The following is a 25,214-nucleotide window of genomic DNA, read 5'->3' on the forward strand; positions in this document are numbered from 1 at the left end:
TCCTTTAGGACAAACGTCAGCCGGCCGGTTCGGCTTCGAGGGGAAGTACGACGACGGCCGGCAGGCTCGGCGCCGCGCGGCGCCTTTTCATATTACCCAACACAGCGGGACGGAGGCTTGTTCCCCCGTCCCGCCTCTTGGAATGACAGAGCGGAAGCTAGGCGGGCTGCTTCCACAGGTTGATGTCGGATTCCACAGCGAACTCGTCGATGGCATTCAGCTCGTCGGCCGTGAAGTCCAGGTTGTTGATGGCGGCCAAGGTGTCCTCCAGCTGGGCGACGCTGGAGGCGCCCACCAGCGCGGAGGTCACCGGGGAGCCCTTGGGCTGGTCCCGCAGGATCCACGCGATGGCCATCTGGGCCAGGGACTGCCCGCGGCCTTCGGCGATCGCGTGCAGGCCGCGGATCCGGTCCAGCTTCTCATCGGTGATCAGGTCCTGGTTCAGGGATTTGTTCTGTGCCGCCCGAGAATCCGAGGGTACGCCGGTGAGGTAGCGGTCAGTGAGCATCCCCTGGGCCAGCGGGGAGAAGGCGATGGAGCCGGCGCCCACCTGGTCCAGGGCCTCATAGAGGTTGGGGCTGCCGTTCTCCGTCCAGCGGTTCAGCATGGAGTAACTCGGCTGGTGGATCAGCAGGGGTGTCCCCAGTTCCTTCAGGATCCGTGCGGCTTCCAGGGTCTGCTCCGGAGTGTAGGAGGAGATGCCTGCGTAGAGCGCCCTGCCAGAGCGTACGGCCTGGTCCAGGGCTCCCATGGTCTCTTCCAAAGGAGTTTCAGGGTCCGGGCGGTGGCTGTAGAAGATGTCCACGTAGTCCAGGCCCATCCGGGCCAGCGACTGGTCCAGGCTGGCCAACAGGTACTTGCGGGAGCCGAAGTTGCCGTACGGGCCCGGCCACATGTCGTATCCGGCTTTGCTGGAGACGACGAGTTCGTCGCGGTACGGCTTGAAGTCGTCCTTGAAGTGCCGGCCGAAGTTGGTCTCAGCGGCTCCGTAGGGCGGGCCGTAGTTGTTGGCGAGGTCGAAGTGGGTGACCCCCAGGTCGAAGGCGCGCCTCAGGATGGCGCGCTGCACCTCGAAAGGTTTGTCGTCACCGAAGTTATGCCACAGGCCCAGGGAGATGGCCGGAAGTTTGAGGCCGCTGCGACCGACGCGGCGGTAGGGCATGGTGTCGTAGCGGTTTTCCGCCGCGGAATAAGTCATACGTTCCATCCTGCCAGTTGTGACCGGCGCAACAGAGGATGCCGGGAAAGTTACGCCGCGGGCTGACAGGCGGCAGCACGCGGCGTAACTTTCCGGCAGGAATCAGGACTTCAGGATCGCCGCGCTCCACGGCGCCAAGGCGAGGGCCTCGCCATCCAGGCCGGTTGCCTCGTCGGTGGACAGCAGCACCGTTCCGGAAACATCGTCCAGACGCACCTTGGCGTCGGAGAAGTTCAGCAGCACCTCGACGCTCCCCCGCCGGAACCGCAGCCAGCCGGCGTCGTCGTCGAACGTTACGTCCGTCTCCCTGAACCCAAGACCGGCCAGCTCGGAATGCTCCCGCCGCAGCGCCGTGAGAGCGCGGTAAAGCTCCAGGAGCCTGGCGTGGTCTCCGCCGGCGGCCTCGTTCCAGTCCAGCTTGGACCTGCGGAAGGTTTCCGGATCCTGGGGATCGGGCACGACGGCGGGATCCCACCCCATGCGCTCGAACTCCTTGATGCGCCCTTCCGCAGTCGCCTTGCCAAGCTCCGGTTCCGGGTGCGAGGTGAAGAACTGCCACGGCGTGCTGGCGGCGAATTCCTCCCCCATGAACAGCATCGGCGTGAAGGGCGACGTCAGCGTAAGGACTGCGGCCACCGCCAGCTGCCCGTGGGACAGCGACTGCGAGAGCCTGTCCCCCGTGGCCCGGTTGCCGATCTGGTCGTGGTTCTGGTCGCACACCACCAGCGCCGCCGGGTGGACCAGCGAGGCGTTGATGGGCCGTCCGTGGTGCCGGCCGCGGAAGCTGGAGTAGGTTCCGTCGTGCAGGAAACCGTCCTTCAGGACCTTTGCCAGGACTGCGAGTGATTCGAAATCAGAGTAGTACCCGGTGGTTTCGCCGCTGACGTTCACGTGCACGGCGTGGTGGAAGTCATCGCTCCACTGCCCGTCCAGCCCGTAGCCGTTGGCGTCCCGCGGGTAGATCAGGCGCGGGTTGTTCAGGTCCGATTCGGCAATCAGGATTTTCGGCAGCCCGGTTTCGGCCGAGACCGCGTCGCCCAGTGCACCGAACTCTTCCAGGATGTGCACGGCCCGCTCGTCGCGCAGGGCGTGTACGGCGTCAAGCCTCAGCCCGTCCACATGGTAGTCCCGGAGCCACAGCGCCAGATTGTCCAGGATGTACTCCCGCACCACGTCAGAGCCGGGACCGTCCAGGTTCACGGAGTCGCCCCACGTGTTGGCGTCCCCCTGCTTCAGGTACGGGCCGAACCTGGGCAGGTAGTTGCCGCTGGGGCCGAGGTGGTTGTACACCACGTCCTGGATGACGCCGATGCCGGCGGCGTGCGCTGCGTCCACGAAACGCTGGTAGGCCGCAGGCCCGCCGTAGCCCTCGTGGACGGCGTACCACTGCACGCCGTCGTAGCCCCAGTTGTGCGTGCCGTTAAAGCCGTTGACCGGGAGCAGTTCCACAAAGTCGACGCCCAGGTCCGCCAGGTAGCCCAGCTTCCCGGCGGCGGCGTCCAGCGTCCCCTCGGGCGTGAAGGTGCCCACGTGGAGTTCGTAGATCACCGAGCCCCGCAGGTCCTTGCCCTTCCAGCCGGCGTCCTGCCAGACGTGCGCGGAGGGATCAAAGGTTCGGGAGAGCTCGTGGACTCCGGCGGGCAGCCGGCGCGAGCGCGGATCGGGCAGCGGGTGGCCGTCCCCGTCCAGCAGGTAGCCATAATCCACTTCAGCCTCATCCGGAGCGTCTGGAGCGGTCCACCACCCCTCTGTTCCCGGTGCTGTCTCTTTCTGAACCATCGGATACTGCCGGCCGTTCGCCTGCAGGATCACCGATTGCGCGTCCGGTGCCCAAACGTCGAAACGCCCGGGCCCGCTGTTGACGAGGGTCATGCTTTATCTCCGTCCACGGGTACCAGCAAAGCCACCGGGTAGGTACCCAGCACATCAGCCACCGAAACCGCGCCGGGCCCGTACGCGGCGCCGGTCAGCTCGTCAAGGACAGGGACTGAAAGTTCGACGGCGGTGTCCCGCCAGCCGCCGCCGGCCGCCAGTCCGGCGGGCAGCCGGGTGGCCAGCGTCAAGGCGCCGGGCGTTCCTTCCGTTCCGCGGTGGAACGCGAGCAGGTGCCCTGCCGCAGTGCCGGACGCGCTCACCGCGGTGTAGCCCTGGAACAGTTCGGGCCGGTCGCGGCGCAGCCGGAGGGCGCGCGAGGTGACCAGCAGCTTGCTGGCTTCCGTTCCCGCGTCAGGCAACGTGCCGCCGTCGAGCTTTGCCAGCTCCTCCTGGCGGACTGCGAAGTCCACCGGGCGCCGGTTGTCCGGATCGGTCAGGGACCGTTCCCAGAACTCACTGCCCTGGTACACGTCCGGAACACCCGGCATGGTCAGCTGGACCAGCTTGGCGGACACCGAGTTGGAGGCGGCGTAGGAATCGATCCGCGCCACGAAGTCCTCCACCACCCTGGTGACCCGCTCGTCGTCGAACACCGCATCAACAGCGGCCTTGACCCGGGACTCGAACTCTTCGTCAGGGTCCGTCCATTTGGTGGAGTTCCCTGCCTCCCGGGCAGCCTTTTCGGCATACCCCTGGAGCCGCGTCCTGCTCGCCGGCCACGCGCCAATAATGGCCTGCCATAGCAGGTTCTCGTAGGGCCCGTCCGGAATCGGGGCTAGCTTGCGCAGGGTTTGCAGAGCTTCGCTCCACTCCTGCGGCACCTCGGCAATGACGGAGATCCGGGCCCTGGCGTCCTCGCTGCGCTTGGTGTCGTGGGTGGACAGGGTGGTCATGGAGTGGGGAAGCTCCTGTTGGCGCCGGACCATCCGGCGGTGGAATTCCTCCGGTGACACGGCGAACTCGGTGGGTTCAGCACCCACCTCCGTCAGCGTGCCCAGCCGGGTATAGCGGTAGAACGCTGTGTCCTCCACGCCCTTGGCCATCACCATGCCCGAGGTCTGCTGGAAGCGGACCGCGAGCGGGTCGGCCGGGTCCAGGAGCAGCGGCAACAGCGTACCCACCGCGACCTCCAGCTCGGGCCGGTATGCCGCGGCGGACTCGCAGGCTTCCTTGAGGACGTCAGCGCCAGTGGGCAAGTACGACCGGTACACCGGGAAGGCGGCAATGATCTCGGCGAGGGCATCAGCCGCCGCCTCCACCGAAAGCCCGTGGGAATCGGGAACCAGCCGGGCCAGCCGCAGCACCTCGGACCGCAGGATCCCGTCCGCGATCATCCGCTTGGTGCCACGGATCATCTCCGCGTAGTCTGCCGGAACGTCAGAGCCCCGCAGCGCGGCATCCAGCGAGTCCAGCGCCTGCTCACCGGCCGGGTCAACAAAAACCCGGTCCACGTCAGCCAGGGCGTCGTACCCGGTAGTCCCTTCCGTGGCGAACTCCCCCGGCAGGGTCTCGCCCGGCTCGAGGATCTTCTCCACCAGGATGTAGGCGCCGCCGCTGAGGTCCTTCAGCCAGCGCAGGTAGCCCACAGGGTCGGCCAGGCCGTCCGGGTGGTCCACCCGGAGGCCGTCCACCAGCCCCTCGCGGAACCAGCGGCCCACCTCGGCATGGGCTTCCTCGAACACGTGCGGGTTTTCCACCCGGATCCCGGCCAGCGTGGTCACGGCGAAGAAGCGCCGGTAGTTCAGCTCGGCGTCCGCCCGGCGCCAGCCAATCAGCTCGTAGTGCTGGCGGCTGTGCACCTCCTGCGGCGAGTCCCCTTCCGAGAACGTGCCGGGAGCGATCGGGAAGCGGTGGTCGTAGTAGCGGAGCTCGCCGTCCTTGATCTCCAGCTTGTCCAGGTCCTCATCCGAGCCAAGCATGGGCAGCCGGATCTTGCCTCCGGCCAGTTCCCATTCGACGTCGAACGCCTCGGCGTACGGCGACTCCCGCCCAAGCCGAAGCAGGGACCACCACCAGGGGTTCTGCACCGGGGTGGCAACACCGACGTGGTTGGGCACGATATCCACCAGAACGCCCATACCGTGCTCCCGTGCCGCGCGGGACAGCGCCAGCAGCCCTTCCGGGCCGCCCCGCTCCGGATCAACGGCGGAGGGATCGGTCACGTCGTAGCCGTGGTCCGAGCCCTGCTCCGCCGTCAGGATGGGTGAAAGGTACACCCAGTCCACCCCGAGCGACTTCAGGTACGGGACCTGCTCGGCGGCATCAAACAGAGTGAAGCTGCTGCGGATCTGGAGGCGGTAGGTGGAGGCCGGGACCCTCACTGTTTGCTGTCCTTCCGCGAGCCCACCTTTGTTGTTTTCCCGGGTTCAGCGATCACAGGGGTGCTGATGGACTCAGCCTCGCTTGTAGTGGCCTGGGTCAAGGCTGCCAGGGAGGCGGCCACCGAGTGGTCAGGCTCTACTTCCTCGACTTGGTGGGCTCGCAGAACCACCAGGGATTTGGCTTCCACGGGCAGGGAAACCCCGGCGGTAACCGGCTCGGTGTCCGCGTTGTGCCCGGCGGTGTCGATCATGATGTCCCAGGCAGGAGCGAACTCGTCCGAGGGCAGCGTGAACTTGACGGTGTCGTCGTGAGCGTTGAAGTACAGCAGGAAGTTCACGTCGGTGATCCTGCGGCCCCTGCTGTCCTTGCCCTGGATGCCGTCTCCATTGAGGAACACGCCAACAGACCGGCCGAAGCCGCTGTCCCAGGCCTCGGGCTTCATGATTTCGCCCTCGGGGTCCAGCCATACGATGTCCGGCAGCCGCTCACCTTCGCCTCTCAGGACGGGACGGCCGTCGAAGAAGCGGCTGCGGCGGAAGGTTGGGTGCTTGGCGCGCAGGGCGTTGACTGCGGCGGTGAATTCCACCAGGGGCTGGTCGATGGTTTCCCAGTTGATCCAGGTCAGCTCGGAGTCCTGGCAATACCCGTTGTTATTGCCCTGCTGGGTGCGTCCCAGCTCGTCACCGTGCAGGAGCATCGGCACGCCCTGGGACAGGAGCAGCGAAGCGATGAAGTTCCGCTGCTGGCGGGCCCGCAGTGACAGGACCTCGGGATCGTCCGTAGGGCCTTCAACGCCGCAGTTCCAGGACCGGTTGTGGGATTCGCCGTCGTTGTTTCCCTCGCCGTTGGCGTCGTTGTGCTTCTCGTTGTAGGACACCAGGTCCGCCAGGGTGAAGCCGTCGTGTGCGGTGACGAAGTTGATGGATGCCACAGGCCGGCGGCCGGAGTGCTCGTACAGGTCAGCGGAGCCGGTAATGCGGGAGGCAAACTCGCCCAGCGTGGCAGGCTCGCCGCGCCAGAAGTCGCGGACGGTGTCGCGGTACTTGCCGTTCCACTCCGTCCACTGCGGCGGGAAGTTGCCCACCTGGTAACCGCCGGGCCCCACGTCCCACGGCTCGGCAATGAGCTTGACCTGGGAGACTACGGGGTCCTGCTGGATGAGTTCGAAGAAGGTGGACAGTTTGTCCACGTCGTAGAACTCGCGGGCCAGGGTGGAGGCGAGGTCGAAGCGGAAGCCATCCACGTGCATCTCGGTGACCCAGTAGCGCAACGAGTCCATCAGCAGCTGCAGCGAGTGCGGCTGGCGGACGTTCAGCGAGTTGCCGGTGCCGGTGTAGTCCATGTAGTGCTTTTCGTCGCCCTCCATCAACCGGTAGTAGGCGGCGTTGTCGATGCCCTTGAAGGACAGCGTGGGGCCCAGGTGGTTGCCTTCGGCGGTGTGGTTGTAGACCACGTCCAGGATGACCTCGATGCCGGCCTTGTGCAGGGAACGGACCATGGCTTTGAAGTCCTGGACCTGCTGGCCGGTGTCGCCGGTGGAGCTGTAGGTGTTCTGCGGCGCGAAGAAGCCGATGGTGTTGTAGCCCCAGTAGTTGTTCAGGCCCTTGTCCTGCAGGGTGCCGTCATTGACGAACTGGTGCACGGGCATGAGCTCGATGGCGGTGACGCCCAGCTTCTGCAGGTGCGAAATGACGGCCGGGTGCGCCACGCCGGCGTAGGTGCCGCGCTGTTCCTCGGGAATCTCCGGGTGCAGCTGGGTGAGGCCCTTGACGTGGGCTTCGTAGATGACGGACTCGTGGTAAGGGATCCGGAGGTTCTGGTCGCCTTCCCAGTCGAAGAACGGGTTGATGACCACGCCCATCATCATGTGGCTGGCGGAGTCCTCGTTGTTGATGGAGTCCGGCTCGCCCAGGTTGTACGTGAACAGAGACGGGTCCCAGTCAACCTGGCCATGGACGGCCTTGGCGTAGGGGTCCAGCAGGAGCTTGTGGGGGTTGAAGCGGTTGCCCGAGGCGGGGTCGTAAGGTCCGTGGACCCGGTAACCGTACTTCTGGCCCGGCTGGACCTGCGGGATGTAGCAGTGCCAGACGTACCCGTCCACCTCGTCCAGGGTGATGCGGGTTTCCTCGCCGTCCTCGTCGAAGAGGCACAGTTCCACTTTTTCGGCACGTTCGCTGAACAGCGCAAAGTTGGTGCCGGTTCCGTTAAACGTGGCGCCAAGGGGATAAGCCGATCCAGGCCAGACTTCCATAATGCTCCTCATTTATGATTCGACAGCAGAGGCCCATGGAACGCTTCTGCTGTCCGTGCGAACTTATGCCTACCGTAACGGCTGGGTGTGACTATTACGTTTCCGGACCCCAGAGTTACTAAGCGTGCTTACTTTACCCCACACTTGAGGTAAAGAGTCGGCGATTCCGCCAGCAGCGATCGGGCCGCCGGAGTTCGTGTCCGACGCCGCCCTCCCGGCTCTGCCGTGCAGCGCCGCTCCCAGCGCGGCCACCGCAGCCCAGCCTGCCTCAGGCGCCAGACCAACCTCATGAAAGCGTTCGACGTCGGGGGCCGCTTGGGTGAGCAGCGCACCGATGATGCCCGCGAGCACGTCGCCGCTGCCGGCAGTGGCGAGCCACGGCGTCCCGTCCGCCTGGCTGAAGACATCCCCTCCCGGTGCGGCCACCAGCGTTGTGGCCCCCTTGAGCAGGACGGTGGCACCGGTCAAGGCGGCGGCCCGGCGGACAGCGGCAAGGGTTCCGGCTTCCACCGCCGGGCGGTCCCCATCGCGGCCGAGCCTTGCCAGCAGTGCGGCGAGTTCGCCCGCATGCGGGGTGAGGACCACGTGGGGGGCCAGTGCGTCGGGCAGGGCGGGCAGGGCGCCGGCATCGGCAACCACCGGCAGGCCGGACGCTACGGCGTCCCGGGCGCGCTGCAGCTGGTCATGGTCCCCCGGCCCCATTCCGGAGCCCACCAGCCAGGCCTGGACGCGGTTGTCGGCCACCGCGCCGCTGCTGCAGACCACTTCGGGGCAGGATTGCCGCACCAGGTCCGCGACCTCCGGCGGCCCGAGGTAGCGCACCATTCCCACGCCAGCGGCCAGGGCGCCGCGGCAGGCAAGGACGGCGGCGCCCGGGTAGTCTGCGGAGCCGGCAACCACGCCCAGGACTCCGCGCGAGTATTTGTGCGCCCGCCGCGCCGGGTGCGGCAGGAGGCGGGCCATGTCCATGTCTTCGAGCCGGCGCAGCTCCGGGGTTTCCAGGTGGTCTTCGATGCCGATGGTGACGACTTCCACGCGGCCCGCAAAGTCGGCGCCGGGATCCGCGAGCAGGCCTGATTTGGCAGCTCCGAATGTCACGGTGAGGTCCGCGGGAAGTACCGGTTCCGAGACTGCGCCGGTATCGGCATCCACGCCGCTGGGCAGGTCGCAGGCCACCACAAAGCCCTGGCCGTGTTGTGTCCGGGCCTCCGCGATGGCTTGGACGAGGTTGGCGGCGCTCCCCCGCAGGCCGCCTTTGGCACCCGTCCCCAGCACAGCATCAATCACCACGGCGGCGTCCGCCGCTTCGGCGGCCAACTCAGCGAGTGCCGTTTCACTCAGGTGCCGGACCCGGCCGCCTGCCCGCCCAAAAGCAGCCAAGGCCTGGGGATGGGCAGCGTCTGCGGTGAGTACCGCCGTCGTACGCATTCCCCGGCCGGCGAGGAATGCGGCGGCGTACAGGCCGTCTCCGCCGTTGTTGCCTTTGCCGGTGAGCACGGCGACGCGGGCGCCGTAGGTGCGGAGGCCGCGGGCCTTCAGCTCCCGGATGACGGCGTGGGCCAGACCGTGGGCGGCGCGCTGCATGAGGACATCACCAAGGCCGGCAGCGAGGAGGGGTTCCTCGGCGTGCCGGACCTGCGTTCCGGTGTAGGCGCTGATCACGGTGTCGGTGGCGTCGGCCCGCCGGTCAGCCTTCCGCCACGACAGTGGCCGTGGCGATGCCGCCGTCGTGGCTGATGGAGAGGTGCCAGCGCTTGACGCCCTTGGCCTCGGCGACGGCCAGGACCGTGCCTTTGACCTGGACGGTGGGCCCGTTGTGGTCCAGGCCGATCCAGCAGTCCTGCCAGTTCATGCCGGCCGGCGCACCGAGGACCTTGGCCACTGCTTCCTTCGCGGCGAACCGCGCGGCCAGGGACCGGGTGTTCAGCTCGCGCTCGGCGGGAACGAACAGCCGGTCACGCAGGCCGGGGGTGCGCTCAAGCTGGCGGCCAAACCGCTCGATGTCTACAACGTCTACGCCAATGCCAACAATCATGCGGCTTATTCTACGGTGACGCCCGTTACCCTCCCTGCCACCGCGCAGCGCAGGAGCCGTTAAAAGCGGAAACCCCGGGCTGTTGGGCCTGGGGTTTCCGCTGTCCGTGAAAACCGGTTACTCGACCGTGACGCTCTTGGCGAGGTTGCGCGGCTGGTCCACGTCGTAGCCCTTGGCTGCGGCGAGTTCCGCGGCGAAGATCTGCAGCGGGACGGTGGTCAGCAGCGGCATGAGCAGGGTGGGGGTCTCGGGGACGTAGAAGACGTGCTCGGCGTAGGCCTTCACGGCTTCGTCGCCTTCCTCGGCGATGACCAGGGTGCGGGCGCCGCGGGCGCGGACTTCCTGGATGTTGCTGATCACCTTGGCGTGCAGCGATTCGCGGCCGCGCGGGGACGGGACGATCACGAACACCGGCTGGCCTTCATCGATCAGGGCGATGGGGCCGTGCTTGAGCTCGCCGGCGGCGAAGCCCTCGGCGTGGATGTACGCGATTTCCTTGAGCTTCAGCGCGCCTTCGAGGGCTACCGGGTAGCCCACGTGCCGGCCCAGGAACAGCACCGACTTCTCGTTCGCCATGCTCCGGGCGAGCTCGCGCAGCGGGCCCGCGCCGTCCAGGATGGTCTGGATCTTTTCCGGGATCTTGGACAGGTCCGCCAGGACGTCCTTGATCTGGCCGGAGAAGATGTTGCCGCGCAGCTGGGCCAGATACATGCCGAGCAGGTACGCGGCGGTGATCTGGGCGAGGAACGCCTTGGTGGAGGCCACCGCGATCTCCGGGCCGGCGTGCGTGTACAGCACGGCGTCGGACTCGCGCGGGATGGTGGAGCCGTTGGTGTTGCAGATCGAGATGGTCTTCGCGCCCTGCTCACGGGCGTAGCGGACGGCCATCAGGGTGTCCATGGTCTCGCCGGACTGGCTGATGGAGACCACCAGGGTGTTCTGGTCCAGAATGGGATCGCGGTAGCGGAACTCGTGGGCGAGCTCCACCTCCGTGGGGATCCGGCACCAGTTCTCGATCGCGTACTTGGCCACGGTGCCGGCGTACGCGGCGGTACCGCAGGCCAGCACGATGATCTTGTTAACCTGCTTCAGCAGTTCCGGGTCGATCCGGATCTCATCAAGGGTCAGCTTGCCGTCCAGGTCGGATCGGCCCAGCAGCGTCTGCGCCACGGCGTCGGGCTGGTCATGGATTTCCTTCTCCATGAACGAGCTGAAGCCGCCCTTCTCGGCAGAAGCGGGGTCCCAGTCCACGTGGTATTCCTTGCCCGCGGCCGGGTTGCCGAAGAAATCGGTGATCTCCACCGTATCCGCGGTGATGGTGACGATCTGGTCCTGGCCCAGCTCTACCGCGCGGCGGGTGTAGTCGATGAACCCTGACACGTCCGAACCGAGGAAGTTCTCGCCCTCGCCCAGGCCCACCACCAAGGGTGAGTTGCGGCGGGCCGCTACCACGACGTCCGGCTGGTCAGCGTGGACCGCGAGGAGCGTGAAGGCGCCCTCGAGCCGCTGGCAGGCCAGTTCCATGGCGCGGGTCAGGCGACCGTTGGAGGCATCGCCGTCGAGCTTGTTCCGGAAGATGTCCGCCAGCAGCGCCGCGGCCACCTCGGTGTCCGTTTCGGAGAGGAAGGTGACGCCCTTTTCGACCAGCTCAAGCTTGAGCTCGGCAAAGTTTTCGATGATGCCGTTGTGGATCACGGCGAGCCTGCCGTCGTCGGCCAGGTGCGGGTGCGCGTTCCGGTCCGTCGGCCCGCCGTGGGTGGCCCAGCGGGTGTGCCCGATGCCGGTCACCGTTTCCGGCAGCGGGCGCTCCTCCAGTTCGGCGAGCAGGTTGCTCAGCTTCCCCGACTTCTTGCGGGACTCAATCAAACCCTGGGACACAACAGCGACCCCTGCGGAGTCGTAGCCCCGGTACTCCAGGCGGCGCAGTCCTTCAAGAACCACGTCCAGCGCACTGTGACTTCCGCCGTTAACAGAACGGCCCACGTATCCTACGATTCCACACATAGGCTCAAGACTATCGGCAGGGGCCGCCAGATCTAAACCAGGCAGCCGTGCACAGGGCCGCTTGTGTTGCGTTCAACAGTGCGCGCCAGGCTGCCCGCATTTCGCTCTCAGCCGGGCTGGGGGCAGAATCTCTAAAGTGACTGTGCAACGCAACGAAGCGAACGGCGAAGGTGTTTCCCCGTTCGTTGAGCTGGACCGGCAGACCTGGTCCCGGCTCGCAGACGAGATGGAACAGCCTCTTAACGAGGAGGACATCTTCCGTCTCCGCGGCCTTGGCGACCCCCTGGACCTGAAGGAAGTCCGGGAGGTCTATCTGCCGCTCTCCAGGCTCCTCCACCTGTATGTCGAGGCGGCCGGCCAGTTGCATGCCGCCACCACCACCTTCCTGGGCGAGCAGACCCAGCGCACCCCCTTCGTGATCGGCGTGGCAGGCTCTGTCGCTGTGGGCAAGTCCACCATTGCCCGAGTGCTCCGCGAGATGCTGCGGCGCTGGCCCGGCACCCCGAACGTGGAACTGATCACCACGGACGGTTTCCTGTACCCGCTGGCCGAGCTGAAGCGGCGGCAGCTGCTGGAGCGCAAGGGCTTCCCGGAGTCATATGACCGCCGTGCGCTGCTGCGTTTTGTGAGCGAAATCAAGAGCGGTGCCGAGGAAGTGCGGGCGCCCTGGTACTCGCATGTCACCTACGACATCGTCCCCGGCAAGGAAGTGGTGGTCCGCCGCCCCGACGTGCTGATTGTTGAAGGGCTGAACGTGCTGGCCCCGGCGCGGCCCCGGCATGACGGCAAACAGGGGCTGGCGCTGAGTGATTTCTTCGACTTCTCCATATATGTGGATGCCAAAACCTCCTACATTGAGGAATGGTACGTGGACAGGTTCCGCAAGCTGCGCAGCACGGCGTTCGCTCAGCCGGAGTCCTACTTCCACCGGTACGCGAGCCTCTCCGACGACGAAGCCGAAAGCACTGCACGGGACATCTGGAAGCGCATCAACGAGCCCAACCTGGAGGAGAACGTCCTCCCCACGCGTGGCCGGGCCCAGCTGGTGCTCACCAAAGAAGCGGACCATTCCATCCGCCGCATGCTGCTCCGGAAGGTCTAGCACAGGTGTGCTACCACTGCCCACCTACTTCCGGACCCGGGGAGGCGGCAACCACCCGGCGCACCTTCGCCCGCTTCCTCGCGGTGGGGGCAGGACTAACTGTTTTGACTGCCTGCACGCCTGAAGCACCCAAGGCGGTGGCGCCGTCGTCGGCCTCCCCTTCCGCGTCACCCTCTATCTCCTCGGCGACTACGACGGCGGAGGCGGCCACTCCGGCTCCCCCGCCTTCTGAGCCGTCCCCCACGCCGTCGCCCTCCTCTGCCCTGCCGCGGCAGTACTCGCTCACTGACCCGGCGAGCCCGTGGCTGGTGGTCAACAAGCGCCGGCCGCTTGTTCCCGCGGACTATGTCCCGACGGACCTGGTGCAGCCCGCCGTGGCGACCACCGCGTCCGGCGAGTCCGTGCTGCTGAACGGCACGACGGCGGCCGCGGCCGAGTCGATGTTCGCGGCGGCCGCGCAGCAAGGGGTGGCGATGGTCCTGGCGAGCGGCTACCGGTCCTATACGACGCAGGTGGCCACCTACAACGGATATGTCGCCTCGCGCGGGCAGGCCGACGCGGATACGGCCAGCGCGCGGCCCGGCTACTCGGAGCACCAGACCGGCTGGGCGTTCGACATTGCCGACGGCGGAGGAGCGTGTGCTTTCCAGCCGTGCTTCGCGGAACAGCCCGCGGCGGTGTGGGCGAAGGCGAACGGTCACCGGTTCGGGTTTGTGGTGCGGTATCCGTGGATGTTCCACCCCATCACCGGCTACTACTACGAGCCCTGGCACCTGCGGTACGTCGGAGTGGAGGCGGCCACGGACATGGCGAACCGCGGCATCAACACGCTGGAGGAGTACTTCGGCATCGAGGCGGCACCGGGGTATTTATGAACGGATGGGCTAGCGTGATTCCTATGCTTACAGGATTCAAGAACTTCATTATGAAGGGCAACGTTGTTGACCTTGCTGTTGCTGTCGTGATTGGCACCGCATTCGGCGCCGTGGTGACGGCGCTGGTGAACAAGGTCCTGATGCCCTTTGTTGCCGCTATTGTGGGCTCCCCCAACTTCGACAGCTTCGCACGGGTCGAACTCAACGGCAACGCCATCGAGTTCGGCGTCCTGCTGACGGCAATCGTCAACTTCCTGCTGATTTCGGCCGCCATTTACTTCGTTGTGGTGATGCCGATGAACCTGATGATCGAACGCCGGAACCGCCGGCTGGGGATCAACCAGGACGTGAAGAAGGAGTCGGCGGAGGACCCACAGATCGCGCTTCTCACGGAGATCCGCGATGCGCTGAAGGAACGCAGCCTGTAACTTACTGCACTTACAAAAGCGGCCCGGCTCCTGACGGAGGCGGGCCGCTTTTGTTTGGTCTGGGTTATTCGGAGACAAGTTCCAGGGCGAGCTCTGCACGGACCACCTGGGCGAGGTGCTCGGCGATGGACTGCGCGGTTTCTTCGTCAGCTGCTTCCACCATCACGCGGACCACGGGTTCGGTGCCGGAGGGGCGGAGCAGAACGCGGCCGGTGTCACCCAGGGCGGCTTCGGCGGCGGCTACGGCCTGGGCCAGGACTTCGTTGCTGCGCACCTTGGTGCGGTCCACGCCCTTAACGTTGATGAGCACCTGCGGGAGCTTGGTCATTACCGTGGCGAGTTCCTTGAGCGGCTTCCCGGTGAGTGCAATCTGGGCGGCGAGCTGCAGGCCGGTGAGGACGCCGTCACCCGTGGTGGCGTGGTCGGCGAAGATGACGTGGCCGGACTGTTCGCCGCCCAGGTTGAACCCGCCGTCGCGCATTTCCTCGAGGACGTAGCGGTCCCCCACGGCCGTTTCGCGGATGCTGATGCCCGCGTCCCGCAGGGCGATCTTCAGGCCGAGGTTGCTCATCACCGTGGCGACCAGGACATCGTCCCTGAGTTTGCCGGACTTTTTCAGGGCCAGCGCGAGGATGGCCATGATCTGGTCACCGTCCACCTCATTGCCTTCGTGGTCCACGGCGAGGCAGCGGTCCGCGTCCCCGTCGTGGGCGATACCCAAGTCAGCGTGATACTTCACCACAGCTTCCTTGAGGGGGCCGAGATGGGTGGAGCCAACCCCGTCGTTGATGTTGTGGCCGTCCGGGTCGGCCCCGATGACGACGACGTCAGCGCCGGCGTCCTTGAAGACCTGCGGGGAGCAGCCGCTCGCGGCGCCGTGGGCGCAGTCGAGGACCACCTTGAGGCCCTCAAGGTTGTGCGGGAGCGTCTGGAGAAGATGGACGATGTAGCGGTCCTCGGCGTCGGAGAAGCGCTGGATGCGCCCGACGTCTGCACCCACCGGGCGGACCGCTTCCTTGGACATCTGCGCCTCGATGGCGTCCTCCACTTCATCGGGGAGCTTCTGGCCGCCGCGCGCGAAGAACTTGATGCCGTTGTCCGGAGCCGGGTTGTGGGAGGCGGAGATCATCACGCCGAAGTCCGCGTCCAGGTCGGCCACGAGATAGGCCGCCGCGGGGGTGGGGAGAACACCCGCGTCATAGACATCAACGCCAGAGCTGGAGAGCCCGGCCTCCACGGCGGCGGCGATGAATTCGCCGCTGGCCCGCGGGTCACGGGCCACCACGGCGCGCGGCCGGGAGCCGTTGGAGTTGCGGTCGTGGCCGAGCACGACGGCGGCCGCCTGGGCCAGCTGCATGGCAAGCTCCGCGGTCAACAGACCGTTCGCCAGGCCCCGGACACCATCAGTTCCAAATAATCTAGACACCGGTCAAGTCTAGAGGATGGGTACGGGGAGGCTTGAAACGGCAGGTCAGCAGTCAATTGGGCGTCGTAGCAAACCCGCTGTTAACGGCAGAAGCCCGCCCCGCCAATGGCGGAACGGGCTTCTGGGCAAACGTGTTTAGCGCTTGGAGTACTGCTGGGCCTTGCGGGCCTTCTTGAGACCGGCCTTCTTACGCTCGATGACGCGGGCGTCGCGAGACAGGTAACCGGCCTTCTTCAGCGTGGCGCGGTTGTTCTCGACGTCGATCTCGTTCAGCGAACGGGCGATGCCGAGGCGCAGGGCGCCGGCCTGGCCGGAGATGCCTCCGCCGTGGATGCGGGCGATGACGTCGTAGGCACCTTCGAGATCAAGGATCTTGAAGGGCTCGTTGACGTCCTGCTGGTGCAGCTTGTTCGGGAAGTAGTTGTCCAGCGCACGGCCGTTGATGGTCCACTTGCCGGAGCCGGGGACAACGCGAACGCGTGCAACGGCTTCCTTGCGGCGGCCAACTGCTGCGCCGGCAACGGTCAGTGCCGGGCGCTCCTTCTTCGGCGCAGCTTCAGCAGCTGAGCTTTCAGACGTGTAGCTGGTCAGGGTTTCCTCGGCCTCGACGGCCTCGGTGGTCTCTTCGTTCTGAGCCACGGTTCTCCTTGTATAGATAAGTTGTTTGGTGGCCAGGACTACTGGGCGACCTGGGTGATTTCGAAAGTCTTGGGCTGCTGGGCGGCGTGCGGGTGCTCAGCACCGCGGTATACCTTCAGCTTGCCCAGCTGCTGTGCAGCGAGCGAGTTCTTGGGGAGCATTCCCTTGATGGCCTTCTCAACGGCGCGGACCGGGTTGGATTCCAGGAGTTCCGCGTAGTTGACGGAGGTCAGGCCGCCCGGGTAGCCGGAGTGGCGGTATGCGCGCTTCTGCTCCAGCTTGGCGCCGGTGAGGGCGACCTTTTCAGCGTTAATGATGATGACGAAGTCGCCCATGTCCATGTGGGATGCATAGGTGGCCTTGTGCTTGCCGCGCAGCAGGATTGCGGTCTGGCTTGCAAGACGACCAAGGACAACGTCTGTGGCGTCAATGACGTGCCACTGGCGGTTGATATCGCCGGGCTTCGGGGTGTACGTACGCACGGTGTTTGCCTCGTTCTTGTTCTGGCGTTCTTGTTTAGGTGTCACTAGCTCGTGCACCTACTGTCTGCGCGCTACCGGAACAGAGGTGAGGGCTCTATGTAACCAGTCATCCTGAGGTTCCGAATGTGCACGTTGAGTAGTCATCCTGCAACCGGATTCTCAAGCGGGCACGCACCATCGGAATAGGACACGCACAACGACTACCAAGATTAGCGCGTTAAGGGGTTCGGGGTCAAAATGGGGTAGCCGGATGCTGCGTCAGCGCTGACCGGCCTGACGGACGCAGGGGGTCGCAGTGTTTATGACGGGTCATGACGGTTCTCCAGAGTGGCTCTTGGTCGTCGGCGCCGGAGTCCTGGGCTTTGCCATCTCCCCCCTCGCCGAGGTCCTCATCGCCAAGCGACTTCCCCGTTTGGGCGGGCTTCCCGCCCTTCCTGTCAGGATCACGACGGCGGCACTCACCGCCTTGGCGTGCGCAGCCTTTACTCTACGCTTTGGAGTAAGCCTTGCCCTGCCGGCCTTTATATTTCTGGCCGCATTGGGCGTTCAACTCGCCCGGATTGACGTGGCACTGCATTTGCTGCCGAACCCGCTTGTAATAATGCTGCTGGCGGGTGGTTTTTTACTCTTTTTAATGCCCGGGTTATTCGATAAGCATGCTGATGATCTCTTGCGTGCGTTTCTTGGGGCAGTCGTTCTGTTTGCCAGCTACCTAATCTTGGGTCTAATTTCGCCCGGAGGCATCGGGATGGGCGATGTAAAGCTCGCAGCGCCCGTCGGTCTCTACCTCGGGTACTCAGGCTGGAGTCAACTGCTCTACGGAGGCCTCTTGGGCTTTATCCTGAACGGCCTCATAGCAGTCATGATTCTGAGTCAAAAAAACCGGAGCAAAGCCACAGAGGTAGCCCACGGCCCCTCGATGCTAGGCGCCACGCTGGTGGTCACCCTGCTGCTCCCGTAACTTTCTCCGGCGCCATTTCGGGCGCCACCTCTGATCAGCTGCGCGCCCGGTCCAAGTAGCGTGGCAATTTACTTGCTTACCTTTCCGAGTACTGCGCCAATCTTTCGAGTACGTACTTTTTTTACCCCATAAGAAAATCGAGTACCACTACGCATTGTTGGCCCAGCCCCCGAATGACAATCTCTTCTTAGCGAAGTCCAGCCGCTAAGGACTTATGGGGGCAGCTGGAAATTCGTTGAAATCAAACAACCCATTTCACCGAATTAAAGGAAAATACAATGGCTTCTCTCATGGTCTCGATGATGGCTTTCGTCGCCAGCGTCAAGGATCGCTTCTCCTCCGAAAAGGGTGCCACAGCAACCGAATATGCACTCCTGGTTGGGCTTATCGCTCTTGTCCTCGTGGCCGGCGTTGGAATCTTTGGAACGGCGTTGAACACGTGGTTCACCAACCTCGGTGGCACCGTCGGTGGCTGGGTAACCAAGACGGGCACCCCTGCCACCTGATTGGTCAAGGGCTCGCGCGTCACACGACGCGCGGGCCCTTCGTCATTTTGCCAACCGACCAGGGAGCCACGGTGAACCGCAGGTACAAAAATGTTGAGCAAAAGGAGCGAGGCGCAGTCGCCGTAGAGTTCGCCCTTGTTGCTCCGATCCTAATCGCACTCATCATTGCGATAGTCGAATTTGCCAACGTCTACAACATCCAGGTTTCAGTGACCCAAGCATCCCGTGAGGCTGCCCGGACGATGGCGATCACCAAGGATGCGACGAAAGCAACCACGGCCGGCAAAGCCGGCGCACCTTCAATCGACGCTTCTCTGCTCACATTCGACTACTCGGCCGCAACCTGCCCCGCGACGACGCCAGCCTCAACCGCCGTCGTGACGGTGAAGTACAGCGGCTCGTCATTGACAGGGTTCTTCGGCACCACGCTCTCCGTTACAGGCAAAGGAGCAATGCAATGCGGCGGCTAGTCAAGAAGCTGAGGTCTGCGAAAGAAGGCGAACGCGGAGCGGCGGGAGTAACAGTCGCCGTGATGATGCTCGTCCTCATTGGAGCTGGCGCCATGGCCGTTGACGTCGGTCAAATCTACACTGAGCGGGCCCAACTTCAGAATGGAGCGGATGCGGGTGCCCTGGCAGTGGCACGCAGCTGCGATCCCGGCCCCTGCGCCCCTTCACTTGCGGCACCTTTAGCAAATGCTAATTCGAATGACAACTCCAGCAACGCTAGCGTTGACCTGACCGCACCCGGGAAGGTGACTGTATCTACGTCAACAAAAACCGGGTCATCCAGCGTTCTAGTGAAACTTTTTGCCAGCGCACTTGACGCTGGCCCGGTCACAGTCGGCGCCAGCGCGACCGCGACGTGGGGCGGAGCCCCCTTGACCGGTCCGGCTACTCTTCCAATGACATTTGCGCCATGCCAGTTCGACTTTTCTGGCAAAACAGTGGCCATGTTCAGCAAAGGTAAGAACGTGAACTGTGCCGGGGATTCCTCTTCATCGGGGAAAGTGATCCCAGGCGGTTTTGAATTTATCAAGACCATCAACAGCAAGTGCACGTCTCAGGTCTACCCGCCAAGCGCCACGAATGAGGATACTACGTTGCCGTTCGTCAAATCGGGTACGGGCGCGAGCATGCCATCTGAGTGCAGCAAAGGGGCGATGGCATCCTATGTGGGCCAAGTAGTTCTTATCCCCGTTTTCAGCGGCACCAGCGGCACCGGAGATAACGCGGTGTATTACATCAAAGGTTTCGCAGCCTTCTATCTGGAAGGCTTCAAGATCGGTGGAAGTGACTGTGCTGGTAACTACTCGCTGATTGCAAGCAAATGCGGCGGATCGGAAAACGGGATTCAGGGGCACTTCCAGAAGTGGGTAGCCGACCCCAGCCTTTACACGGGAGGTGGCTACAGCGAAGGCGGGGCCACACTCCCACCTCAACTCATCAAGTAGTCACTACCAAGGGGAAAGCAATGAAAGCACGCCTACTGGGAGGCATTGCCGCATTAGTTGTCGCAATCATAGGCACCGTCCTTCTTTTCAATTACGTCCAGGGCGCGGACCGCCGCGCCCTTGCAAACACGGAAACGCAGGACGTCCTGGTGGTCAAACAGGAGGTGCCGGCTGGAACGCCGGCAAGCCAACTGTCACAGTACGTCATCTCGAAGCCTGTGCCGCGCAGCGCCGTGGCAGCCGATGGCGTACAGGATCTTGGCGCCCTGGGATCCATGGTCACCTCGGTGGCACTAGTCCCGGGCGAGCAACTGCTCAGCAGCCGGTTGGTCGACGCAAACGCGTATCTCGGCCCCTCACGGGTCGCCGTTCCTGCCGGACTGCAGGAGATCACCCTCCGTCTGGGAATCGAACGAGTTGTCGGCGGCAAAATCCAGGCCGGTGACACGGTAGGCGTTTTCATCTCCATGGCTGACTCCGGTGGTGCTAACGGCACGCAGCTCACGTTCCACAAGGTCCTGGTGACGGCTGTTCAGTTCAGTTCGGGGGCAGCCGCCCAGACCCAGGCTCAAGCCACCCAGGCGAGCTCCACAGGGTCACTGAACGCCGACAAGTCCGCACAGACGTCGAGCGATTCGTACCTGATCACCTTCGCTCGTGACGCTGTGGATACCGAGAAACTGGTCTACGCGGCCGAGTTCGGCAAGGTCTACCTTTCCAAGGAGCCGGCTGATGCGACTGAAGGCACCAGCGGTGTTGTCAATCAGACGAAGGTATTCAAATGAGCCGCTTTATCTTGATATCACCGTCGGTAGAGTACGAGCGGAAGGTTCGAGCATCGGTGGCTCCGCTCAGCGGATCCCTGCAATTCTTTCAAGCCGCGTACTTGCCCGAATCTCCGGATGACATCCTTCGGCAGCAGGCCGGAGAACCGCCTGAAGTTCTGATCCTGGGGCCGGGGTTGCCCAAGGACGAGGCGCTAAAGTTCGCTGCCGTGATGGATCTGCAGTACCCGGAGATCAGCATCGTGCTTGCCGCAGACGACGACGGCGAGCTTGCCTTGAGTGCCATGCGCTCCGGTATCCGGGACCTGATGCCGCCGTCCGCAGACATGGATCAGGTCCGCGCCTTGGTGGAGCGGGCCAGCCTGGCTGCTGCAGGACGTCGTCGCGGGTTGGGCCCTAATACGGCAGAGCGACCAACTGCTGAAGGCGGTCGGGTGATCGCAGTCATGTCGCCGAAGGGCGGCGTTGGCAAGACTACGATCGCGAGCAACCTGGCCATCGGCTTGGGGCAGATAGCACCGATGAGCGTAGTGGTGGTTGACCTCGATCTTCAGTTCGGTGACATAGCCAGCGGGCTCATGCTCGATCCTGATTTCACCATCACCGACGCCGTAGTCGGAGCCGCGAGCCAGGATGCCATGGTACTCAAGACCTACCTCTCTCTTCATCCAGGCAACATCTACGTACTGTGCGCCCCCCGCAACCCGATCGACATGGACAGGATCACAGGCGAACATGTCAGCCATCTTCTGCGTCAGCTGCGGGCCGAGTTCCAGTATGTAGTCGTAGACACGGCACCTGGTCTTGGTGAGCATGTGCTGGCAACCCTTGAGCAGGCCACAGACGCTGTCTGGGTTTGCGGAATGGACGTACCCAGCATTCGTGGCCTGCGGACGGGCTTCCAGATTCTTTCCGAACTCGACCTCCTCCCAGACCACCGGCACGTTGTCCTCAACATGGCCGACCGCAAGACCGGCCTGAGCGTCCAGGATGTGGAGGCCACCATCGGAGCTCCCGTCGACATTGTGCTCCCCCGTTCACGGACTGTCCCTTTTTCAACAAACAAGGGTGTTCCCCTCCTGCAGGACGGGAGCCGTGACTCTGCAGCCAAGGGCCTCCGGCATTTGGTTGACCGTTTCAAACCAAACTGGGAAGCCCCACGCAAGAAGCTCCACAGAAGGGCGGTAGTGCAATGACACTCTCTAACCGATTTGCCAGGCTGCGCTCCGATGGAAGCAGCACTCCCGATGTGAGCATAGACACTTCACCTGCACCGCAGGCGCCGACAGCTACGCTGAGCGCCTTGCAGCAGGCCCAGGCCGCCGAACAATCTCAGGCTTCCACACACGTCCAACTCACTGAAGGAATCGCGAGCGAAGCACTGGCGGGGCTGAAGGAGCGGGCGAGCCAGGCCTTGTATGAACGGCTTGGCTCAAGGATCACCGACTCGTCCCTTGAAGAGTCCGAGCTACACCAGTTCGTCAAGGATGAACTGCGGGCCGTGGTCGACGAAGAACAGGTACCTCTGTCGCAAGGGGAACGCCAACGGCTGACCCGCGAGATAATCGACGACGTTCTGGGTCACGGCCCTATGCAGCGCTACCTCGACGACCCCAGTGTCACGGAAATCATGGTGAACCGGGCGGACCAGATCTACGTGGAGCGCAACGGCCAACTGTTTCTGACTGATACCAAGTTCACCAGCGAAGAAGCCCTGCGGCGAGTGATTGAGCGCATCGTCACCCGAATTGGCCGCCGCATCGATGAGTCTTCTCCCTTGGTGGACGCCCGGCTCCCCGACGGCTCCCGTGTCAACGCCATCATCCCGCCCTTGGCCGTCAACGGCGCCTCCCTCACGATCAGAAAGTTCTCGCGGGAAGCACTCACGGTTGAGAAGCTCATTGGCTTTGGAAGCTTGTCGCCAGAGATGGCGGAGCTGCTCAGAGCCTGCGTGCTGGCCAGGATGAACATCATCGTTTCCGGGGGTACCGGCACTGGCAAGACGACCATGTTGAACGTTCTGTCCTCCTTCATCCCGGCTTCGGACCGGATCGTAACCATTGAGGACGCAGTGGAGCTACAGCTTCAACAGGATCACGTGGTCAGGCTGGAAAGCCGGCCGGCCAACATCGAAGGAAAGGGCGAAGTTTCAATCCGCGACCTGGTCCGCAACTCGCTGCGAATGAGGCCTGACCGAATTGTTGTCGGCGAAGTCCGTGGAGGTGAGTCGCTGGACATGCTTCAAGCGATGAACACCGGCCATGACGGCTCGATCTCGACTGTTCACGCCAACTCGCCACGGGACGCGGTCGCGCGTTTGGAAACCCTCGTGCTTATGGCCGGCATGGATCTTCCGTTGCGGGCCATTCGGGAGCAGATCGCTTCGGCTGTGAATCTGATCGTGCACATTTCCCGGCTTCGGGATGGGTCCCGTCGGGTAACGCATGTAACGGAAGTACAGGGGATGGAAGGGGACATCGTTACGCTCCAAGACGCCTTCGTGTTCGACTACTCTGCCGGCATCGATGCCAACGGCCGGTTCTTGGGGAAGCCAGTACCCACAGGCGTCCGCCCTCGCTTCACTGACAGGTTCGAGGAACTCGGCATCAGGATCTCCCCCTCCGTGTTCGGTGCCCAGGCAGCCAGGAGCCGGTGATGGAACTACCAGAGGCCTCAATCGCACCTATGGTCCTGGGTGTGCTGATGATTCTCGCAGCGATCACCGTGCTGTTCACAGTGGTTCTGAAGTCCAGTCATGTGATTCCGATCGAGAGGCGCCGGCCGGACGTCGCCGCGGCAGCTTCCAAGCTCACCCTCCTCACCGATACCGCTGTCGGGGCGATTAACAAGAGACTGAAAGGGAAGAACGATTTCCTGGTCAGCCGGGAACGTCTGGAGCGGGCCGGGCTAAAGACTCAGCCGGCCGACTTCCTTCTGATGATGGGAGCAGGTTCGCTGGCAGGCGCGGTTCTGGGATTCTTACTGGGCGGCCTCTTCTTCGCAGTTCTGGCACTTGCGGTCGTCCCGGCGGGCATGCTTGCCTATCTCACCGTTCTGACCTCAAGGCGTAAGAGCAAGTTCGACGAACAACTGCCGGACATGCTGCAGATGTTGACCGGCAGTATGCGTGCCGGGCACAGCCTCCTCCGGGCAATAGATGCTTCTTCACGTGAGTTTGAGGCACCGATGTCGGAAGAGCTGAGCCGAATCGTCAACGAGACCAGGATCGGTCGGGACCTCGGCGAATCCATGACGGATGTTTCTGAGCGCACTGGGAGTGAGGACTTCGCATGGATCTCACAGGCGATCGAAATCCACCGTGAAGTTGGCGGGGACCTGGCAGAGGTCTTGGATCATGTTGGCGAAACAATCCGGGACCGAAACCAGATCCGACGCCAAGTGAAAGCTCTGAGTGCGGAAGGCAAAATGTCCGCCGCCGTCCTGATGGGTCTTCCTGTGGTCCTCTTCTTTGCGTTGATCTTTATTAATCCGCAGTACTCGAAGACTTTTACGAGCACTGTGCCCGGCTATCTGATGCTGGGGGTTGCCGCTGTCATGCTGACCGCCGGCGGTGTCTGGCTCAGCCGTCTGATCAAGCCTAAGTACTAGGAGCAATGACATGTCACCAATAGCACTGGGCGCGATGTTGGCAATTGTTCTTCCGATCTCCTATTTGGTTTGGTCGGTGTTCGCTACGGACAGGGTAGCCATACGCAACATCCAGGCCAACCTGGGACAACGGGCCAGGAATGCGTCTCAACAGACTTTTTCTGTGGATGCGACTGCCATCGCCCGCAAAATTACCCCTGCGGGATACGTTGCCTGGCTGGACAAACAGCTTGCAGCCCTCGGCCGGCCAAAGGAATGGCCCCTTGAACGACTCTTGGTCGTTAAGCCGTTGTTGGCGCTCGCTGGCGGGATGCTTGGACTGCTTTACTTTCTCGCTTCTCCAGAGCCAGCCAGGTTTGCAATCTTCCTGGCTGCCATTGCTTTCGGATACTTCGCACCTGACCTGCTCGTGCGCAGCAACGCGGAAAAACGTAGGGCCAAGATCCGACAAGAGCTGCCTAACACCCTGGACCAAATGCTGATCTCCGTACAGGCAGGTCTGGGGTTTGAGGCTGCAATGGCCCGGACGGCCCAAAACGGAAGCGGGCCGCTCGCAGACGAAATGACCCGCACTCTGCAGGACATGCAGGTAGGTCGTTCCCGGAAGGAAGCCTACCTGTCAATGTCTGACCGTGTTGATGTCCCGGATCTGCGGTCTTTTATCCGGGCCATTGTCCAAGCGGACGCCTACGGCATTGCCATCGCCAAGGTGCTGAAGGTTCAAGCCAACGAGATGCGGCTCAAGCGCCGTCAGCGGGCTGAGGAGCATGCCATGAAGATCCCCGTGAAGATTCTTTTTCCGCTGATTTTCTTCATCTTCCCGACCCTCTTCATCATCCTGCTGGGGCCGGCTGTTATGAACATCGTCGCAGCTTTCTCCTAGGAGGACTTGTGAAACACCTAACGCGGCTTTTGGGCGTGGCTTCGGCATACTTCGTTGCCTTGCGCGACCAGGAACGCGGCGCCACCGCCACTGAGTACAGCATTCTGGTCGGCTTCATCGCCATAGTCATTGTGGCCGGAGTCGGTTTGTTTGGGGTTGCACTCGACTCCGTCTTCGGGTTTCTTACCACGGGCATCAGGACAGCACTAGGTATCCCCTAGCCACGACATGCCCTTCGCGCCATCTGGCGCCCCATAGACCGGACCCCCTCGGCACCCAGAACCGAGGGGGTCCGTTTGTGTGCCCGAGTAAGGCCAAAGTCCCAGCATTAGCGCAGCGAAAACCGAGCAAAAGCGCAAGAAAAGTGCGGCGGTGAAAGC

Annotated in this window: 23 protein-coding genes; 13 read left to right on the forward strand and 10 right to left on the reverse strand. The window is 63.7% G+C overall.

Annotated features, from left to right (window positions below; genetic code table 11):
• Positions 1-157: 157 nt before the first annotated feature.
• From mgrA to glmS, 7 genes are all read right to left on the reverse strand, one after another.
• A complete protein-coding gene (gene mgrA / locus BACI348_RS14585; protein WP_159826936.1) occupies positions 158-1,198 on the reverse strand; it encodes an L-glyceraldehyde 3-phosphate reductase in 1,041 nt (346 codons plus the stop codon).
• Positions 1,199-1,300: 102 nt separating this feature from the next.
• Positions 1,301-3,070: a malto-oligosyltrehalose trehalohydrolase gene (gene treZ / locus BACI348_RS14590; RefSeq protein WP_159826938.1), complete on the reverse strand. Its 1,770-nt coding sequence runs from the start codon at positions 3,068-3,070 to the stop codon at positions 1,301-1,303.
• Positions 3,067-5,394 carry a malto-oligosyltrehalose synthase gene (gene treY / locus BACI348_RS14595; RefSeq protein WP_159826940.1) on the reverse strand — a complete coding sequence of 776 codons (2,328 nt, stop codon included), beginning with the start codon at positions 5,392-5,394 and terminating at the stop codon, positions 3,067-3,069. Before treY ends, treZ begins: the two co-directional genes overlap by 4 nt.
• The gene (glgX, locus tag BACI348_RS14600; protein ID WP_159826942.1) at positions 5,391-7,646 is read right to left on the reverse strand and encodes a glycogen debranching protein GlgX; all 2,256 of its coding nucleotides are present in this window, start codon (positions 7,644-7,646) and stop codon (positions 5,391-5,393) included. Before glgX ends, treY begins: the two co-directional genes overlap by 4 nt.
• Before the next feature lie 69 nt (positions 7,647-7,715).
• On the reverse strand, positions 7,716-9,308 hold the full coding sequence (locus BACI348_RS14605) for an NAD(P)H-hydrate epimerase (protein ID WP_159826944.1): 1,593 nt from the start codon (positions 9,306-9,308) through the stop codon (positions 7,716-7,718).
• A gap of 25 nt (positions 9,309-9,333) precedes the next feature.
• Entirely contained in the window at positions 9,334-9,681 is a 348-nt protein-coding gene (locus BACI348_RS14610; RefSeq protein ID WP_091721869.1) for a holo-ACP synthase, read from the reverse strand.
• A gap of 117 nt (positions 9,682-9,798) precedes the next feature.
• Entirely contained in the window at positions 9,799-11,685 is a 1,887-nt protein-coding gene (glmS, locus tag BACI348_RS14615) for a glutamine--fructose-6-phosphate transaminase (isomerizing) (protein WP_159826946.1), read from the reverse strand.
• Positions 11,686-11,821: 136 nt separating this feature from the next.
• Here glmS and coaA point away from each other — a divergent pair, with 136 nt between their 5' ends.
• From coaA to mscL, 3 genes are read left to right on the forward strand one after another with little or no spacing between them, the layout of a single operon-like run.
• Positions 11,822-12,787: a type I pantothenate kinase gene (gene coaA / locus BACI348_RS14620; protein WP_159826948.1), complete on the forward strand. Its 966-nt coding sequence runs from the start codon at positions 11,822-11,824 to the stop codon at positions 12,785-12,787.
• 5 nt (positions 12,788-12,792) lie between these two features.
• A complete protein-coding gene (locus tag BACI348_RS14625; protein WP_159826950.1) occupies positions 12,793-13,662 on the forward strand; it encodes a M15 family metallopeptidase in 870 nt (289 codons plus the stop codon).
• A 23-nt stretch (positions 13,663-13,685) separates the two neighbouring features.
• The gene (gene mscL / locus BACI348_RS14630; protein WP_159826952.1) at positions 13,686-14,090 is read left to right on the forward strand and encodes a large conductance mechanosensitive channel protein MscL; all 405 of its coding nucleotides are present in this window, start codon (positions 13,686-13,688) and stop codon (positions 14,088-14,090) included.
• A 64-nt stretch (positions 14,091-14,154) separates the two neighbouring features.
• Here mscL and glmM read toward each other — a convergent pair whose 3' ends face one another.
• The 3 genes from glmM to rplM all read right to left on the reverse strand — a co-directional run bounded on the left by glmM (position 14,155) and on the right by rplM (position 16,637).
• Entirely contained in the window at positions 14,155-15,516 is a 1,362-nt protein-coding gene (gene glmM, locus BACI348_RS14635) for a phosphoglucosamine mutase (RefSeq protein WP_159826954.1), read from the reverse strand.
• Between the two features lie 135 nt (positions 15,517-15,651).
• A complete protein-coding gene (gene rpsI, locus BACI348_RS14640; protein WP_050054349.1) occupies positions 15,652-16,155 on the reverse strand; it encodes a 30S ribosomal protein S9 in 504 nt (167 codons plus the stop codon).
• A gap of 38 nt (positions 16,156-16,193) precedes the next feature.
• Positions 16,194-16,637 (reverse strand): 50S ribosomal protein L13, encoded by a 444-nt coding sequence (gene rplM / locus BACI348_RS14645; protein ID WP_009358699.1) that lies wholly within the window; start codon positions 16,635-16,637, stop codon positions 16,194-16,196.
• A 301-nt stretch (positions 16,638-16,938) separates the two neighbouring features.
• Here rplM and BACI348_RS14650 point away from each other — a divergent pair, with 301 nt between their 5' ends.
• The 10 genes from BACI348_RS14650 (at position 16,939) to BACI348_RS14695 (ending at position 25,055) form a co-directional block, all read left to right on the forward strand.
• The gene (locus tag BACI348_RS14650) at positions 16,939-17,598 is read left to right on the forward strand and encodes a prepilin peptidase (protein ID WP_159826956.1); all 660 of its coding nucleotides are present in this window, start codon (positions 16,939-16,941) and stop codon (positions 17,596-17,598) included.
• A gap of 278 nt (positions 17,599-17,876) precedes the next feature.
• Complete coding sequence (locus BACI348_RS14655; protein WP_159826958.1) at positions 17,877-18,104, forward strand: Flp family type IVb pilin; 228 nt, start codon at positions 17,877-17,879, stop codon at positions 18,102-18,104.
• 71 nt (positions 18,105-18,175) lie between these two features.
• Entirely contained in the window at positions 18,176-18,574 is a 399-nt protein-coding gene (locus BACI348_RS14660; RefSeq protein WP_159826960.1) for a TadE/TadG family type IV pilus assembly protein, read from the forward strand.
• On the forward strand, positions 18,562-19,557 hold the full coding sequence (locus BACI348_RS14665) for a pilus assembly protein TadG-related protein (RefSeq protein WP_268892350.1): 996 nt from the start codon (positions 18,562-18,564) through the stop codon (positions 19,555-19,557). The genes BACI348_RS14660 and BACI348_RS14665 overlap by 13 nt, the downstream gene beginning before the upstream one ends.
• 20 nt (positions 19,558-19,577) lie before the next feature.
• Positions 19,578-20,342 carry a Flp pilus assembly protein CpaB gene (gene cpaB / locus BACI348_RS14670; protein WP_159826964.1) on the forward strand — a complete coding sequence of 255 codons (765 nt, stop codon included), beginning with the start codon at positions 19,578-19,580 and terminating at the stop codon, positions 20,340-20,342.
• Positions 20,339-21,538: a CpaE/TadZ family protein gene (locus tag BACI348_RS14675; RefSeq protein ID WP_159826966.1), complete on the forward strand. Its 1,200-nt coding sequence runs from the start codon at positions 20,339-20,341 to the stop codon at positions 21,536-21,538. The genes cpaB and BACI348_RS14675 overlap by 4 nt, the downstream gene beginning before the upstream one ends.
• On the forward strand, positions 21,535-22,998 hold the full coding sequence (locus tag BACI348_RS14680; RefSeq protein ID WP_159826969.1) for a TadA family conjugal transfer-associated ATPase: 1,464 nt from the start codon (positions 21,535-21,537) through the stop codon (positions 22,996-22,998). The genes BACI348_RS14675 and BACI348_RS14680 overlap by 4 nt, the downstream gene beginning before the upstream one ends.
• Positions 22,998-23,951 carry a type II secretion system F family protein gene (locus BACI348_RS14685; RefSeq protein ID WP_159826971.1) on the forward strand — a complete coding sequence of 318 codons (954 nt, stop codon included), beginning with the start codon at positions 22,998-23,000 and terminating at the stop codon, positions 23,949-23,951. Before BACI348_RS14680 ends, BACI348_RS14685 begins: the two co-directional genes overlap by 1 nt.
• 10 nt (positions 23,952-23,961) lie before the next feature.
• Complete coding sequence (locus BACI348_RS14690) at positions 23,962-24,834, forward strand: type II secretion system F family protein (RefSeq protein ID WP_159826973.1); 873 nt, start codon at positions 23,962-23,964, stop codon at positions 24,832-24,834.
• 8 nt (positions 24,835-24,842) lie between these two features.
• Positions 24,843-25,055: a Flp family type IVb pilin gene (locus BACI348_RS14695; protein ID WP_236557572.1), complete on the forward strand. Its 213-nt coding sequence runs from the start codon at positions 24,843-24,845 to the stop codon at positions 25,053-25,055.
• Positions 25,056-25,214: the final 159 nt, after the last annotated feature.

Origin of the sequence: Arthrobacter sp. 9AX (assembly GCF_902506095.1) — a bacterium.
GTDB lineage: Bacteria > Actinomycetota > Actinomycetes > Actinomycetales > Micrococcaceae > Arthrobacter.